16 protein-coding genes (1 of these 16 cut by a window edge) are annotated in these 15,997 nt (G+C 61.5%); 10 read left to right on the forward strand and 6 right to left on the reverse strand.

Annotated features, from left to right (window positions below; genetic code table 11):
* The 3 genes in view from IU367_RS21405 to pepQ are tightly spaced (at most 36 nt apart) and all read right to left on the reverse strand, a layout consistent with a single transcriptional unit that may run on beyond the window.
* Positions 1 to 443: the start of a TrkH family potassium uptake protein gene (locus IU367_RS21405; RefSeq protein WP_043557707.1), read on the reverse strand. The gene continues 1,015 nt to the left of window position 1, outside the view; the window shows 443 of its 1,458 coding nt (coding positions 1-443); its start codon is at positions 441 to 443; its stop codon lies off the left edge, out of view.
* Between the two features lie 36 nt (positions 444 to 479).
* The gene (locus tag IU367_RS21410) at positions 480 to 1,097 is read right to left on the reverse strand and encodes an IMPACT family protein (protein ID WP_098981361.1); all 618 of its coding nucleotides are present in this window, start codon (positions 1,095 to 1,097) and stop codon (positions 480 to 482) included.
* Positions 1,097 to 2,419, reverse strand: a complete 1,323-nt coding sequence (pepQ, locus tag IU367_RS21415) for a Xaa-Pro dipeptidase (RefSeq protein WP_274453049.1) — start codon at positions 2,417 to 2,419, stop codon at positions 1,097 to 1,099. The genes IU367_RS21410 and pepQ overlap by 1 nt, the downstream gene beginning before the upstream one ends.
* A gap of 190 nt (positions 2,420 to 2,609) precedes the next feature.
* Here pepQ and IU367_RS21420 point away from each other — a divergent pair, with 190 nt between their 5' ends.
* From IU367_RS21420 to IU367_RS21445, 6 genes are all read left to right on the forward strand, one after another.
* On the forward strand, positions 2,610 to 4,547 hold the full coding sequence (locus tag IU367_RS21420) for an acetoacetate--CoA ligase (RefSeq protein WP_274453050.1): 1,938 nt from the start codon (positions 2,610 to 2,612) through the stop codon (positions 4,545 to 4,547).
* Positions 4,548 to 4,749: 202 nt separating this feature from the next.
* Positions 4,750 to 6,897, forward strand: a complete 2,148-nt coding sequence (gene fadB, locus IU367_RS21425; RefSeq protein WP_274453051.1) for a fatty acid oxidation complex subunit alpha FadB — start codon at positions 4,750 to 4,752, stop codon at positions 6,895 to 6,897.
* A 21-nt stretch (positions 6,898 to 6,918) separates the two neighbouring features.
* Positions 6,919 to 8,082 (forward strand): acetyl-CoA C-acyltransferase FadA, encoded by a 1,164-nt coding sequence (gene fadA / locus IU367_RS21430; RefSeq protein WP_042867410.1) that lies wholly within the window; start codon positions 6,919 to 6,921, stop codon positions 8,080 to 8,082.
* Between the two features lie 286 nt (positions 8,083 to 8,368).
* Complete coding sequence (locus IU367_RS21435; RefSeq protein WP_042867409.1) at positions 8,369 to 9,091, forward strand: response regulator; 723 nt, start codon at positions 8,369 to 8,371, stop codon at positions 9,089 to 9,091.
* Between the two features lie 51 nt (positions 9,092 to 9,142).
* A complete protein-coding gene (locus tag IU367_RS21440) occupies positions 9,143 to 10,588 on the forward strand; it encodes an ATP-binding protein (protein WP_042867408.1) in 1,446 nt (481 codons plus the stop codon).
* Between the two features lie 4 nt (positions 10,589 to 10,592).
* On the forward strand, positions 10,593 to 11,831 hold the full coding sequence (locus tag IU367_RS21445) for an ABC transporter substrate-binding protein (protein ID WP_274453052.1): 1,239 nt from the start codon (positions 10,593 to 10,595) through the stop codon (positions 11,829 to 11,831).
* A gap of 74 nt (positions 11,832 to 11,905) precedes the next feature.
* Here IU367_RS21445 and IU367_RS21450 read toward each other — a convergent pair whose 3' ends face one another.
* Positions 11,906 to 12,097: a hypothetical protein gene (locus IU367_RS21450; protein WP_042036104.1), complete on the reverse strand. Its 192-nt coding sequence runs from the start codon at positions 12,095 to 12,097 to the stop codon at positions 11,906 to 11,908.
* 391 nt (positions 12,098 to 12,488) lie between these two features.
* Here IU367_RS21450 and tusA point away from each other — a divergent pair, with 391 nt between their 5' ends.
* From tusA to IU367_RS21475, 3 genes are read left to right on the forward strand one after another with little or no spacing between them, the layout of a single operon-like run.
* On the forward strand, positions 12,489 to 12,734 hold the full coding sequence (gene tusA, locus IU367_RS21465; protein ID WP_043135850.1) for a sulfurtransferase TusA: 246 nt from the start codon (positions 12,489 to 12,491) through the stop codon (positions 12,732 to 12,734).
* Positions 12,735 to 12,753: 19 nt separating this feature from the next.
* Entirely contained in the window at positions 12,754 to 13,101 is a 348-nt protein-coding gene (locus tag IU367_RS21470; protein WP_043135848.1) for a RidA family protein, read from the forward strand.
* A 10-nt stretch (positions 13,102 to 13,111) separates the two neighbouring features.
* Complete coding sequence (locus IU367_RS21475) at positions 13,112 to 13,219, forward strand: RidA family protein (RefSeq protein WP_098981349.1); 108 nt, start codon at positions 13,112 to 13,114, stop codon at positions 13,217 to 13,219.
* A gap of 145 nt (positions 13,220 to 13,364) precedes the next feature.
* Here the strand turns inward: IU367_RS21475 and IU367_RS21480 are convergent, their stop codons facing one another.
* Positions 13,365 to 14,021: an OmpA family lipoprotein gene (locus IU367_RS21480; protein ID WP_043135845.1), complete on the reverse strand. Its 657-nt coding sequence runs from the start codon at positions 14,019 to 14,021 to the stop codon at positions 13,365 to 13,367.
* A gap of 254 nt (positions 14,022 to 14,275) precedes the next feature.
* Complete coding sequence (locus IU367_RS21485) at positions 14,276 to 14,848, reverse strand: DNA-3-methyladenine glycosylase I (protein ID WP_274453054.1); 573 nt, start codon at positions 14,846 to 14,848, stop codon at positions 14,276 to 14,278.
* Positions 14,849 to 15,069: 221 nt separating this feature from the next.
* On the opposite strand from IU367_RS21485, the gene glyQ reads away from it, so the two are divergent.
* Positions 15,070 to 15,996 (forward strand): glycine--tRNA ligase subunit alpha, encoded by a 927-nt coding sequence (gene glyQ / locus IU367_RS21490; protein WP_163155262.1) that lies wholly within the window; start codon positions 15,070 to 15,072, stop codon positions 15,994 to 15,996.
* The last annotated feature ends 1 nt before the right edge of the window (position 15,997 follow it).

Genomic DNA, 15,997 nt, shown 5'->3' on the forward strand with positions numbered 1-15,997 from the left:
GCAACGGCCAACACTATGATCCCCATGCCACCGAGCCACTGCAGCAACTGGCGATAGAAGAGGAAGGCCTTGGGCAGATTGTCCAACCCGGTCAGCACGGTCGCTCCCGTGGTCGTCAGGCCGGAGAAGGATTCGAAGAAGGCCTCGGAAACCGTCATGCCGGGCACCTCTCCCAGCAGAAACGGCAAGGCCCCCACGCTGCCCAGCACCACCCAGAACAGCACCACGATAAGAAAACCCTCCTTGGACCTGAGGTCTTTCTTATGATGGCGGTTGGGGAACCAGAGCAGAGCACCGAGCAGCAGGGCGATGAAGAAGGCATTGACAAACTCGGCACCGCCACCGTCACGGTACCCAAAAGCAACCATCGCGGGCAGCAGCATGGTCGAACTGAATAGCGCGACCAGCAGGCCAACGATACGAATGATGCTCAGAATCTGCATTCCGGCTCCCTCTTCAGGCTAAAAGAGCGATGGATTCTAGCCATCTAAGGGGCGAAGGGATACCCGTCCATGGGTCCGGTCGGTCAATTCTCGGTCAACCCGGGCCCAAACAGCGGATCCCCACGCAACCCGCAGGGTGACACGGGAGCCATAGTCGGCCTCCAGCAACTGGCCGTGATGGCTGCCGAGCAGCGCCTCCACCACCCCCATGTCGGCATAGTCACACTGGATGAGAGAGGGTGTCTGCTGGCGCTTGACCCGGGTCTCGAGTCGCTTGAGCGCGGCGCCCACGCCACCCCCATAGGCCTTGACCAGACCGCCGGTGCCCAGCAGCACGCCGCCGTAGTAACGCACCACCACGGCGGCCACTTCACCGAGTCCTGAGCCCATCAGCTGGGCCAGCATGGGCTTGCCGGCCGTCCCCGAGGGCTCACCATCATCGCTGAAACCGTAAACCTGGCTGTCCTGCGGTGCACCGGCGACAAAGGCCCAGCAGTGATGCCGGGCCCCGGGGTGTTGCTGCCTTATCTCGTTGACCCACGCCTTGGCGGCCTCGACCGTCGGGGTGTGCGCGATCAGGGTGATGAAGCGGCTCTTCTTGATCTCTTCACTCACCGCCAGCGGCGCGGCCGGAATGGCATAGTCTGCCGTCATCAGAGTCCCGCTTGTCTGGTCAGGTTCTCCACCCCGTTGGCGTGCAACACTATGTTGTCCTCGATGCGGATGCCGCCAAACGGACGCAGCGCCTCCACCTTGTTCCAGTTGACCCGTTTGCCCTGCTCGCCCTGACGCAGCGGCTCCAGCAGGCTGTCTATGAAGTAGAGGCCCGGCTCTATGGTGAACACCTGACCCACCTCCATCACCCGGGTACAGCGCAAATAGGGGAACTGGTCGGGAGCCGCCAGGTGAGTGCCGCGCTCGTCCTGCATGAAGCCGCCCGCATCATGCACCTGCAGGCCCAGGAAATGACCCAGACCATGGGGGAAGAAGACGTTGGTCACCCCTGTGTGGATCATCTCGTCCACCGACATGTCCACCAGTTCGACCGCTTGCAGCAAGCGCGCCAGCCTGTGGTGCATCTGCAGATGCAGCTCGTTGTAACGGCGACCCGGTTTGATCTCCTCGATGACCTCCTGTTGCTGCACATCCAGCGCCGCGATCAGATCGGCAAACTCGCCACGACGCCAGGCCCAGGTACGGGTGATGTCGGAGGCATAACCGTGAAAATCCACCCCGGCATCGATGAGGAAGGAGTGGCGCTCCGCATCCGGCACCCGCAGGGCGGAGAGATGGGTGTAGTGGAGGATGGCCGCATTGCGGTTGATGGCGACGATATTGCCGTAGGGTGCCTCATTGGCCCCCTGCCCGACCGCCTTCATGTAGGCCAGATTGATCTCGAACTCGCTCGCCCCCGCCATGAAGGAGTCCTTGGCCGCGACATGGCCACGCACGCCGATGCGATTTGCTTCGCGCAGGCACTCCAGCTCATAGGGCGTCTTGTAGGCGCGGTGATAGTGCAGATAGTTGAGCACTGCCTCCGGATTGGGCTGACCCAGCCCCAGCAACTCGGCGACCTCGAGATGGCCGCCCAGATAGGCCCACTCCTGCTTGCCGGCAGGCAGGTGATCGGCAACCTGCTCCGGCCTCGTCAGGAAGCGGATATCGAAGAAGTCGACCCAGAAGGCATTGGGCAAATCCGCCACCTTGTGCCAGAAATCCACCGGCCGGTAGAACAGCAACACCGGCTTGTTCACACCATCCACCAGCAACCAGCAGTGGGGGTTGTCCAGCACCGGCAGCCAGGCCTTGAAGTGCGGATTCACCTTGAAGGGGTAATCCTGGTCGTCTAGGAAGATGCGGTGGGTCTGGCCGGAGTGGATGGCCAGGCCGCTGAGCCCCTGCTGTTGCAGTATGTCGCGGGTGCGCTGCTGCAAGGTATCTAGGTGCTGGGCAAAAAGTTGGCTGTAGCTGCTCATGGCGTCCTGCTCCGGGAGAAATGTGATTTCAGCATAACATCAAGCGAATCAAGGCTCGAACCGTCAAGCTATCGCTTCGTGAGGTAACGCATACGTTACAAGGCTTTTGTTATGAAACAAAAACCAACCATTAACAAATAAAAAACAATTCAATACACTGCCGGTAGATACATGCAGTCAGGGACTACTCATGCACAACCTTTGCCTGTGGCAACCGGATCAGGAACGGATTCAACAATCCAACCTCCAGCAGTTTATGGCCGAGGTCAACCGCTTCCATGGCCTGCAGCTGCACAACTATGTCCAGCTCTACCAGTGGTCGGTGGAAAAGACCACTCGCTTCTGGCCGCTGGTGTGGCAACACTGCGGCGTCAAGGGCGAGCTGGGGGACATAGTGGCAGAAAACCGCCAGGATATGCAGCGCACCCGCTGGTTCCCCGACAGCCGGCTCAACTTTGCCGAAAACCTGCTGCGCCGTCAGGATGAGAGCCCGGCCATTATCTCCCGCATCGAAGGCAGCCCAAGCCACACCCTGAGCTGGCGTGAACTGGCGGATCAGGTGGCCAGGCTGGCCCAGTGGTTACGCAGCCAGGGCATAGGCAGTGGCGACGTGGTCGCCGCCTACCTGCCCAATATCCCGGAAACCGTGGTGGCCATGCTGGCAACCACCAGCCTGGGCGCAATCTGGACCTCCACCAGCCCCGACTTTGGCGAGGCCAGCGTGGTGGAACGCTTCGGCCAGACACGGCCGCGGGTGCTGTTTGCGGTGGATGGCTACCGCTACAACGGCAAGGCCATCGACATTCAGGACAAAGTCGCGGGCGTGGTCGGCCAGATCGACAGCATAGAGCAGACTGTGCTGATCCCGCTGCTCGGCAATCCCCTGCGGCTTGGTCACGACTGGCAGCACGTACTGGCAAGCCAGCCGGATGCCGTCCTTCGCTTCGAGCCCATGGGCTTCAACGATCCGCTCTACATCCTCTATTCGTCCGGCACCACTGGCAAGCCCAAGTGCATAGTGCACGGCATAGGCGGCACCCTGCTGCAACATCTGAAAGAGCACCAGCTGCACTGCGACATCAAGCCGGGGGAGCGGGTGTTCTACTTCACCACCTGCGGCTGGATGATGTGGAACTGGCTGGTGAGTGCGCTCGCCTCCGGCGCGACTCTGGTGCTCTATGACGGCTCCCCCTTCTATCCGGACGGCAATGTACTGTGGGATCTGGCTCGCGATGAGCAGGTCGCCCTGTTCGGCACCTCGGCCAAGTATCTGGATGCGCTCAACAAGCAGGGCTATGCCCCCATCAAGACCCACGAGCTGCCGCAGCTGCGGCTCATCTGCAGCACGGGCTCAGTGTTGTCGCCGGAAGGGTTCGACTACGTCTACCAGCAGATCAAAAAAGATGTACAACTCAGCTCCATCTCCGGCGGCACCGACATCTGCTCCTGCTTCGTCATCGGCAATCCCATCAGCCCCGTCTATCGCGGCGAGAGCCAGGGGCGCGGCCTCGGCCTCGCGGTGCAGGTGTTCAACGAGGCGGGCCAGCCGGTACAGGGCGAGAAGGGGGAGCTGGTCTGCACCAAGCCTTTCCCGGCCCAGCCCATCGGCTTCTGGGGGGACGACAGCGGCGACAAATACCACGCCGCCTATTTCGAGCGGTTCGACAACATCTGGTGCCACGGCGACTGGATCGAGCTGACCGACACTGGCGGCATCCTCTTCTATGGCCGCTCCGATACCACCCTCAATCCGGGGGGCGTGCGCATCGGTACCAGCGAGATCTATCGCTACGTGGAGCAGCTGGACGAGGTGGAAGAGAGCATAGTCATAGGCCAGCAGTGGCAACAGGACGAGCGGGTGGTGCTGTTCGTCAAGCTCAAGCCCGGCCTCAAGCTGGACGAGCCGCTGCGCGAGCGCATTCGCCAGCAAGTAAGGCAGCACTGCACCGCCCGCCACGTGCCCGCTCGCATCCTGCAGGTGGATGCTATTCCCCGCACCAAATCCGGCAAGATAGTGGAGCTGGCGGTGCGGGAAGTCGTGCACAACAGACCCGTCAACAACACCCATGCCCTCGCCGATCCCGAGGTGCTGAGCCAGTATCGCGACAGGCCCGAGCTGGCCAGCTGATGGCACACAAGGTTAATAAAGGCGTCATGAGACGCCTTTATTTTGGCTGTTAGTCTGAGGCGAGCTTTTACTCGAGATCTGTTAAACAAATGTTTTAAATAGGTGTTGAAATTGTCTTCTTTTGGATCAATAGTGAGCCTCGCCCCCTGCTGGGGATAAAGGAGCAACACCCCCCACCGAGTGGGAACAAGGAGACACTCTCATGATCTACCAAGGCGAAACCCTGTCGGTCAGCTACCTCGAAAACGGCATTGCCGAACTGAGGTTTGATGCCCCGGGTTCAGTCAACAAGCTGGATCGCGCTACCCTGCTCTCACTGAGCGAAGCGATCGCCGCATTAAAACAAGAACGTGAACTAAAAGGTCTGATCCTCACCTCCGGCAAAGACGCCTTTATCGTCGGCGCCGACATTACCGAATTCCTGGAACTGTTCGATCTGCCGCAAGAAGATCTGCTCGGCTGGCTGAAAAAGGCCAACGACATCTTCAGCGCCATCGAAGATCTGCCGGTGCCGACCCTCTGTGCCATCAAGGGCCATGCCCTCGGCGGCGGCTGCGAGACCATACTCTCCACCGATTTTCGTCTGGCCGACACCAGTGCCAAGATTGGCCTGCCGGAAACCAAACTTGGCATCATGCCGGGCTTTGGCGGCACGGTTCGTCTGCCGCGCCTGATCGGCGCCGACAACGCGCTGGAGTGGATCACCACAGGCAAGGATTACCGTGCCGATGACGCCCTCAAGGTGGGTGCCGTCGATGCCGTGGTCGCTCCCGAGACACTGCACAGCGCCGCCGTGCAGATGATAAAAGACGCCATCGCGGGCAAGCTGAATTGGCAGAGCCGCCGCGCCGCCAAGAAGGCCCCGCTGCGTCTCTCCAAGCTGGAAGCCATGATGAGCTTCAGCACCGCCGCCGGCATGGTTGCCGCCGTGGCGGGCAAACACTATCCGGCCCCCATGACGGCGGTTAAAACCGTCGAAGCCGCCGCCGGCATGAGCCGTGACGAGGCGCTCGTCGTCGAGGCACAGGGCTTTATCAAGCTGGCCAAGACAGACGTGGCCAAGGCGCTGGTCGGTATCTTCCTCAACGATCAGCACATCAAGGCGCTGGCCAAGAAGGCCGCCAAGCAGGCAGCCAAGGCCACAAGCCACGCCGCCGTGCTGGGTGCCGGCATCATGGGGGGCGGCATTGCCTACCAGTCAGCCAGCAAGGGCATTCCGGCTGTGATGAAGGACATCAACGAGAAGGCGCTGGCGCTCGGCATGGGTGAAGCCACCAAGCTGCTCAACGGTCAGCTCGAGAAGGGCCGCATCGATGGCATCAAGATGGGCCAGGTGCTCTCCGCCATCACCCCGACCCTGAGCTATGACAGCGTCAAGCATGTGGATCTGGTGGTTGAAGCCGTGGTCGAGAATCCCAAGGTGAAGGCCGCCGTGCTGGGCGAAGTGGAAGGCATTATCGGTGACGACGCCGTCCTCGCCAGCAACACCTCCACCATCCCCATCTCCCTGCTGGCCAAGGGGCTGAAGCGTCCGCAGAACTTCTGCGGCATGCACTTCTTCAACCCGGTGCACCGCATGCCGCTGGTGGAGATCATCCGTGGCGAGCAGACCTCCGATGAAACCATCAACCGCGTGGTGGCCTACGCCGCCGCCATGGGCAAGTCGCCGGTGGTGGTCAACGACTGCCCGGGCTTCTTCGTCAACCGGGTGCTGTTCCCCTACTTCTTCGGCTTCAACAAGCTGGTCGCCGATGGCGCCGACTTTGCCGCCGTCGACAAGGTGATGGAGAAAGAGTTCGGCTGGCCCATGGGCCCGGCCTACCTGCTGGACGTGGTCGGCATCGACACTGGTCACCATGCCGGTGACGTCATGGCGCAGGGCTTCCCGGCGCGCATGAGCAAGGAAGGTCGCACCGCCATTGATGTGATGTACGACGCCAGCCGCTTCGGTCAGAAGAATGGCAAGGGCTTCTACGCCTACGAGCAGGACAAGAAAGGCAAGCCGAAGAAGGTGGCCGATGTGGCCGCTTACGAGCTGCTGGCCCCCATTGCCAAGCCGAAACAGGATTTCGACAAGGAAGCCATCATAGCCCGCATGATGATCCCCATGATCAACGAGGTGGTGCTCTGTCTGGAAGAGGGCATAGTCGCCACGCCGGCCGAGGCCGACATAGCGCTGGTCTATGGTCTGGGCTTCCCTCCCTTCCGTGGTGGCGTGTTCCGCTATCTGGACACCATAGGTCTGGATCGTTACGTGGCCATGGCCGACCAGTATGCCGATCTGGGTCCGCTCTACCGCGTCAGCGACAAGCTGCGTGAGATGGCTGCCCAGGGCAAAACCTTCTACTGATTGCGGAAAGGAGATCCATTCATGAAAGACGTAGTCATTGTCGACTGTATCCGGACCCCCATGGGCCGGTCCAAGGGCGGCGCCTTCCGCAACGTGCGTGCAGAAGATCTGTCCGCGCACCTGATGAGCTCCATCCTGCTGCGCAACCCCAACCTAGACCCGAACGAGATCGAGGACATCTACTGGGGCTGCGTGCAGCAGACCCTGGAACAGGGCTTCAACATAGCCCGCAACGCCGCCCTGCTGGCGGGGATCCCCAAGCAGGTAGGTGCTGTCACCGTCAACCGTCTGTGTGGCTCCTCCATGCAGGCGCTGCACGATGCCTCCCGCGCCATCCAGGTGGGTGATGGGGACATCTTCATCATCGGCGGCGTGGAGCATATGGGCCATGTGCCCATGAGCCACGGCGTCGACTTCCACCCCGGCATGGCCAAGTCGGTGGCCAAGGCCTCCGGCATGATGGGGCTGACCGCCGAAATGCTGGGCAAGCTGCACGGCATCAGTCGCCAGCAGCAGGACGAGTTTGCCGCCCGCTCCCACCGCCGCGCCTATGCCGCGACCGTGGAAGGGCGCTTCGCCAGAGAGATCGTCGGGCTGGAAGGGCATGACGCCAGCGGCGCCCGCTTCTTCTACGACTACGACGAGGTGATCCGCCCGGAGACCACGGTCGAAACCCTGAGCCAGCTGCGCCCTGTGTTCGACCCGGTCAACGGCACAGTCACCGCCGGTACCTCCTCGGCCCTGTCCGACGGCGCCTCCGCCATGCTGGTAATGAGCGCGGATCGGGCCAAGGCGCTGGGGCTGACCCCGCGCGTCAGGGTGCGCTCCATGGCCGTGGCCGGTTGCGATGCCGCCATCATGGGTTACGGCCCTGTGCCCGCCACCCAGAAGGCGCTCAAGCGTGCCGGTCTGACCATAGGCGACATAGATCTGGTCGAGCTGAACGAGGCGTTCGCCGCCCAGTCCCTGCCTTGCGTCAAGGACCTGGGACTGCTGGACGTAGCGGAAGAGAAGGTCAACCTGAACGGCGGCGCCATCGCGTTGGGCCACCCGCTGGGCTGCTCCGGCTCCCGTATCTCCACCACCCTGATCCACCTGATGGAGGAGAAGGACGCCACCCTGGGTCTGGCCACCATGTGCATAGGTCTGGGCCAGGGCATAGCAACCGTGTTCGAACGGGTGTGATGTCAACGGCTCGCCCTCCCTTCGACAGCGAGGGCGAGCCAGAATTGTCTCTTTTGGGGTCGGCCTTGCCGGCCCGTCATCGAGTCTGTGGAGATCGCCACACGGGGTGATCGCCTGTCGTCGGAATCTGCGTGTTGGCCGCCCCGTTTGGGTCGGCCTTTTTTATTTACGGGACGCGATATGGGAGGATATTGCCCATAACCTCACATTAGATGGGGGGCTTGCTTGCTTTTTGCTCCCCCGACAGGTTCAATCTGCACAAAAAAATGGGTGGATGCACATACATATGTCAACGAGCAAACAACTGCTGATCGTCGACGACGACCAAGAGATCCGCGAGCTGCTCAATGAATACCTGACCAGGGCGGGTTTCCAGGTATTGACGGCGGCGGAAGGAAACGAGATGCGCCAGCAGCTCGCCCTGCACAGCCCTGACCTGATTATTCTCGATATCATGATGCCAGGCGACGACGGTTTTACCCTCTGCCAGCAGATCCGTCGCGACTCCCAGGTGCCCATCATAATGCTGACCGCCGCCTCCGATGAAGCGGACCGGGTGATCGGCCTCGAACTCGGCGCCGACGACTACATCGCCAAGCCATTCAGCCCGCGCGAACTGCAGGCCCGCATCAAGGCGCTGCTGCGCCGCGCCGAATTCCGCCAGCCGGAAAAAGAGAAGGAACCGAGCCGCCGGCTGCGTTTTGCCGAGTGGACCCTGGACACCCTGAGCCACCAGCTGACCCACGAGGATGGCAGCCTGCTGGATCTCTCCGGCAGCGATGCCCTGCTGCTCGGCATGTTCCTGCAACAACCCGGCGTGGTGCTGGACAGAGACACCATCTCGGACGCGACCCGCGGCCGCGAGAGCCTGCCGATGGAGCGCGGCATAGACGTGCAGATCAGCCGTCTACGCCAGAAGCTGGGGGACAACGGCAAGAGCCCGCGCATCATCAAAACCATTCGCGGCAGCGGCTACATGCTGATCGCCGAGGTGCACGAGATCCCATGAAGGGTAAAAAGGTAGCGACGGCATGCTGATCGACAAGAGGCACGAGATCCCATGAGAACGAGGTGGTTCTGGCGGGCGCTGGTACCCCGCTCCCTGTTGTCGCGGATGCTGCTGCTGTTGCTGCTCGCCATCCTGCTCTCCCAGACCATACTCACCGGCATCTGGATGCAACAGATCCAGAAGCGGGAGCTGGAAGGCATGCTCAGCACCACCCGCAACCTGGCGCTGTCGGCCGCCTCCACCGTCAACTTCTTCAAGTCCCTTCCGCTGCAGTACCGCCACATAGCGCTGGACCAGCTGCGCAACATGGGCGGCAGCCGCTTCTTCGTCTCGCTGAACGAGGAGGAGATCCACATCAGCGCCATCCCGGAGAGTGAGCGCAAGACGCTGGTGCTGAAAGAGGTGCAGGGCGTGCTGACCCGCAAGCTCTCCGATGCCATGGCCATCAAGGTGGACTTCTCGCGCCCGGAAGAGCTGCACGTCTTCAACAACGACACCCTGCTGGCGGACCTGCCCTCCTCCTGGGCCCGCTATACCCTGTCGCTGGAGCCGCTCAATCCGCCGGTGCTGGTGACCCAGATAGAGATAGAACCCGGTGAGTGGCTCTATCTGGCGGCCCTGCTGCCCGCCCCCTACATGACGCTCGACGATACCGTCATGCCGAGCAACCAGGTGCGTTTCATCGCCCTGATGACTGTCTTCCTCTGCTTCTTCACCTTCCTGCTGGTGCGCTGGCAGACCCGGCCGCTGCGCCGGCTCGCCAAGGCGGCGGTCAATCTCGGCAAGGACATAGACCAGCCCTCGCTCAAAGAGGAAGGGGCGTCGGAAATCGTGGCGGCCACCCGCGCCTTCAACATCATGCAGCACCGCATCCGCCGTTATATCGATGACAGGGAGCGGCTGTTCAGCTCCATCTCCCACGATCTCAAGACCCCCATCACCCGGCTGCGGCTGCGGGTCGAGCTGCTCGATGACGAGGTGCAGATCGGCAAGTTCAACAAGGATCTGGACGAGCTGGAGCTGATGGTCAAAGGGGCGCTGCAGACGGTGAAAGACACCGACATCCACGAGAACATAGAGCAGCTGGACATAGACGCCATGCTGGAGCAGATGGCCGAGTCCATGAACCTGCACGACGAGCGGCTGACCATAGAGGGCCACTGCAAGCAGCTCTACCGTGGCAAGCCGCTGGCACTCAAGCGCTGCATCGGCAACCTGGTGGACAACGGCATCAAGTACGGCCAGAAGGTGCGCATCATCATAATGGACGACGAGGAGATGCTGATCCTCTTCATCATGGATGAGGGCCCGGGCCTGCCGGACGATCAGTTCGAGCGCATCTTCGAGCCCTACTACCGGCTCAGCACGGATCTGGCCGGTACCGGCCTTGGCCTGGGCATAGCCCGCAACATAGCCCACGCCCACGGCGGCGATCTGGTGCTGGAAAATCGCCCGCAGGGCGGCCTGCAGGCCACCCTCTCCCTACCAAGGCAGTAACCTTATGAAGTTGTTCCCGTTTGCCATTGTCGCCCTGCTCTCCCTGCCTGTAGGCGCCTCCCAGGTGGAGGTGCTGCACTGGTGGACCTCCGGCGGTGAGGCCAAAGCGGTGGAAGTGCTCAAGTCCGAGTGGACCGAGCAGGGCAACCAGTGGAACGATTTCGCGGTGCAGGGCGGCGGCGGCAAGAGCGCCATGACGGTACTCAAGAGCCGGGCACTGGCGGCCAACCCGCCGGAAGCGGCGCACCTCAAGGGCTATGAGCTGAGGGAGTGGGCCGGGCTCGGCTTCCTGCGCGATCTCACCCCCATGGCCGAACACCTGGGCTGGTATCCGCAGTTGCCCGCCATGGTGCGGGAAACCCTCAGCCAGAATGGCGCCCTGATGGCTGTGCCCACCGGCATCCACCGCGTCAACTGGCTGTGGCTCAACCGCAAGCTGTTCGACAAGCTGGGGCTGACCCCGCCCACCGACTGGAACCAGTTCGTGGCCGTGGCCGAACGGCTCAAGGCGCAGAACATCACACCGCTCGCCATCGGCAACGAGCCCTGGCAGCTCGCGGTGTTGTTCGAAACGGTGGCGCTCGGCGAAGGAGGCAAGGAGTTCTATCGCAAGGCCTTCGTCGAACTGGACGGCGCCACCCTGACCGGCCCCGACATGGTGCGGGTGCTGACCCGCTTCCAGCAGTTGCGCGCCTATGTGCCCAAGAGCTTCATCGGCTTAAAGTGGCACCAGGCCACCAACCAGCTGGAGACGGGCGAGGCCGCCATGCAGCTGATGGGGGACTGGGTGAAGGGGGAGCTGAGCGTCAGCAACTACAGGCCGGGTGAAGATATTGAGTGCCTGCCCAGCCCGGGCAGCGAAGGGCTGTTCAGCTACAACCTGGACTCCATCGCCATGTTCAAGCAGCGGGATCCCGCCCAGTTGCAGGCACAAGGCGAGCTGGCCCAGTTGCTGATGACGCCGCGCTTCCAGCAGGAGTTCAACCGGGTGAAGGGCTCTATCCCCGCCCTCACCAAACCGGACATGAGCAAGTTCGATCGCTGCGCCCTGCGCTCCTACCAGGATTTCCTGCTGGCGGAGCAAGAGGGCAACCTGCTGCCCAGCATGGCGGAAGGGATGGCGACGCCCACCAACATGCGCCAGGCGATCATGGATGTGCTGAGCAACTTCTTCAACGACCCCAGGGCCAACCCGGAGCAGACGGCACTGCATCTGGAGCGGGCCATGCGCTCGACCCGCTAGCCCTTTCCCGACGGCCAGAAACGACAAAGGCGGATGATGCATCCGCCTTTGTCATTGTGGGAGAAATCCGGGAGCTAAGTGTTGTCGTTCTCGTCCTCATCTTCGTCGTAGTAATCGCTGAGCTCGATCCAGAGCCCCAGTCCGATCATCACCATGGAACCGAACCAGGTGCCTGTGTTACCGATCGGGCTGCCCATCACTATCATGGCGAAAGCCAAGAACCCCATGCCTGCGTAGGCTTGCAATCTGCCGTAGGAGACCTGCATATTCACACCTCCTTGTTGAATATGGTTCAATTTTTATATTACTCACAAGACGGGGACTAGATAGGGCCAGATAACACTTTGGTTACATATGCTGCTTCCAGCCCCAGTAGTTTGATTATTTTTTCGCCGTGAGTATCATTGGCAGCTGAATTGGTTGAAGGTTGATTATTGATGAGTGCTTTATTCTGCGATGCAACCCATGAGTTGGACGCAATCGGGCTTCGTTGTCTCGAACCCGTGACGATAGCGCGCAAGAAAGTGCGGCTGAAGGTTGATTATTAATGACTACTTTATTCTGCAATGCGACTCACGAGTTGGATGCAATCGGGCTTCGTTGCCCGGAACCCGTGACGATAGCCCGCAAGAAAGTGCGGCTGAAGGTTGATTATTAATGACTACTTTATTCTGCAATGCGACTCACGAGTTGGATGCAATCGGGCTTCGTTGCCCGGAACCCGTGATGATGGTGCGTAAAAAAGTGCGGCTGATGGCCCAGGGCGAGACCCTGCTGGTCAGCGCCGACGATCCCTCAACCACCCGCGATATCCCCAGCTTCTGCCGCTTCATGGATCACACCCTGATCGCCAGCGAGACAGAGCAGGCCCCCTACCGCTATCTGATCCGCAAGGGTCAATAAGCCCAGTTTCGGAGCAAACATGACAACCATTACCCGAGTCGGCACCACCCAGCGTTGGTCAGACGTGGTCATTCACAACGGCACCCTCTATGTGGTGGAAGTCCCCGTCAGCGAAGAGGCCGACATTCACCAGCAGACCCGCGAAGTGCTGACCAGCCTGCAGCGCCTGCTGGAAGCCAACGGCTCCGGGGTCGACAAGATCCTGATGGCCAACATCTATCTCAAGGACATTGCGGACATAGCCGCCTTCAACGAGCTGTGGGATGCCTGGATCCCGGCGGGTACAGCGCCCGTCCGGGCCTGCGTACAGGCCCGCCTGGCCCACGAAGGCTACAAGGTGGAAATCCAGCTGACTGCGGCTGTCTAAGCCGAGCGGGATGCCTGGCTCCCCTCACGCCAGCACGGCGCCCGTCCGGGCCTGCGTGCAGGCTCGCCTGGCCCACGAAGGCTACAAGGTGGAAATCCAGCTGACTGCGGCCGTCTAAGAGGCTGTTTTCCCCCTCATCCCCAGCCCTTCTCCCGCAAGGGGAGAAGGGTGCAAAGAACAAGGCGCCATTGCTCGCAACGGCTCCAATAAAAAAGGCCCCGCCATCACTGGCGGGGCCTTTTTGTTACCACAAACCGGACGACTTAGGCAGTCGGGGTCAGGGTAATGGTCACGCGGCGGTTCTGGGCCTTGCCGGCGGTGGTGCTGTTGCTGGCAACCGGCTGATCCGGGCCCACACCGCTAGTAGCGATGCGGCTGCCGGTCACGCCCTGACCGATCAGCTGGGCGGCAACGGCATCGGCACGCTGGGCGGAGAGCTTCATGTTCAGATCGCGAGAGCCTGTGCTGTCGGTGTGGCCGACCACATTCAGGCGGGTCTTGTCGAACTCGGCAACCACCATGGCCACGCCGGACAGGGTGTTGGCACCGGCCGCTTTCAGCTGGGCGCTGGAGCTGTCGAAGGTGACGTTGTTCGGCATGTTGAGGATCAGCTCGTCACCATTGCGGGTCACGCTGACACCGGTGCCCTGCAGCTTCTCGCGCAGCTTGGCTTCCTGCACGTCCATGTAGTAACCGATACCGCCACCCAGGGCGGCACCGGCGGCCACGCCAGTCAGGATCCCCTTCTTGCGATCACCCTTGCTGGAGGAGAGCGCGCCCACGGCGGCGCCCGTCGCGGCGCCGGCCAGCGCCCCCCAGGCACCCTTGGAGGTCTGGGATTCACCGGTATAGGGATTGGTAGTACAGCCGGTCAGGGCAATGGTCAGTGCCAGAGCTGGCACCAGGATCTTGGCTCGCATGAAAAAACCTCTATGAATACAGTCCGGCACCATGCCGGGGGCCGGATTGTAACGCGCCACCACGCCATTGTCTGACGCAGGTCTGAACGGTTGGCGAGAGTGAGCGATTTTTGCGCACCAGCGGCGCTTGGCGGGCCAAATTCGGCTACAAATGCAGCCGAATTCGTCGCGAGGAGGAGGATAACCGACAGCCCCAGGCAATTCGGTGTGACCGATGGCCCTTGGCAGGCATCTGGCACGGGCGATAAGCAGCCTCAGGCGGGTTGCTGACACTCGCCGTGGCAGGGGCAGGTCACCAGATGATCGTTCACCATGCCCACCGCCTGCATGAAGGCGTAGCAGATGGTGCTGCCGACGAAGGTGAAGCCCAGCTTCTTGAGGGCCTTGGCCATGGCATCCGACTCCGGTGAGGTGGCCGGGATATCGCCGTTGCCCTGCCGCTGGTTGACCATGGGGACGCCGCCGACGAAGCCCCACAGGTAATCCGCGAAGTCGATCCCCTGCGCCTCCAGCGCCAGATAGGCGCGAGCGTTTTTGATGATCGACTGCACCTTGAGGCGGTTGCGGATGATGCCTTTGTCCTGCATCAGCCGCTCCACATCCTGCTCGTCGAACCGGACGATGAGGGTGGGATCGAAGTCGGCATAGGCGCGGTAGTAGCTGTCGGTGCGCTTGAGAATGGTGATCCAGGAGAGCCCCGCCTGCTGGCCATCGAGGCAGAGCTTGGCAAACAACTCCCGCGGGTCGCGTACCGGCCGCCCCCACTGTCTGTCATGGTATTCGATATATTCCGGGTCCTTGGTCACCCAGGCGCAGCGCAGTTCCATTCCTCGTCTCCTGTTATTTTTCTCTGTCCGACTCTCTGTCCGACAAGGGGATTTCGTCGGCAACATGACGGGGCTTTCATCCCGGGCCAACCAGGCCCGGCGCAGCCCCGCCCCATGAATCCCCTACAATTTCGCCTATTATCCGACCATGCCAGACGGTATACTCCTTCGGTTCACATTCAGCAAATCTTGCTCTGATTTCACTTCGCGCGAAAAACACTATGCAAAAATTCGATGTCAAAACCTTTCAGGGCCTGATCCTGCAGCTGCAGGACTATTGGTCCCGCCAGGGCTGTACCATCATTCAGCCGCTGGATATGGAAGTGGGTGCCGGTACCTCCCACCCCATGACCTGCCTGCGCGCCCTGGGCCCGGAGCCCATCGCCTGCGCCTACGTGCAACCGTCCCGCCGTCCCACCGACGGCCGCTACGGTGAGAACCCGAACCGCCTGCAGCACTATTACCAGTTCCAGGTGATCATCAAGCCTTCCCCCGACAACATTCAGGAACTCTACCTCGGCTCCCTGAAGGAGCTGGGCATGGATCCCGAAATCCACGATATTCGCTTCGTGGAAGACAACTGGGAAAACCCGACCCTGGGTGCCTGGGGTCTGGGTTGGGAAGTCTGGCTCAACGGCATGGAAGTGACTCAGTTTACCTACTTCCAGCAAGTTGGCGGCCTCGAATGCAAGCCGGTGACCGGCGAGATCACCTATGGTCTCGAGCGTCTGGCCATGTACATCCAGGGCGTGGACAGCGTCTATGACCTGGTCTGGTCCGATGGCCCCCTGGGCAAGACCACCTACGGCGACGTCTTCCACCAGAACGAGGTGGAGCAGTCCACCTACAACTTCGAGCACGCCGACGTGGACTTCCTGTTCCACTGCTTCGAGCAGTACGAGAAAGAGGCCCAGCACCTGCTGGCACTGGAAACACCGCTGCCGCTGCCCGCTTACGAGCGCATTCTGAAAGCCGCCCACTCCTTCAACCTGCTGGATGCCCGCAAGGCCATCTCGGTCACCGAGCGTCAGCGCTACATACTGCGCATTCGCACCCTGACCAAGGCCGTGGCCGAGGCTTACTACGCCTCCCGCGAAGCGCTGGGCTTCCCCATGTGCAAGCGTGGCAACAACGAGCAGCAAGGTTAAG

The organism is Aeromonas bestiarum (assembly GCF_028751155.1).
Classification (GTDB): domain Bacteria; phylum Pseudomonadota; class Gammaproteobacteria; order Enterobacterales; family Aeromonadaceae; genus Aeromonas; species Aeromonas bestiarum.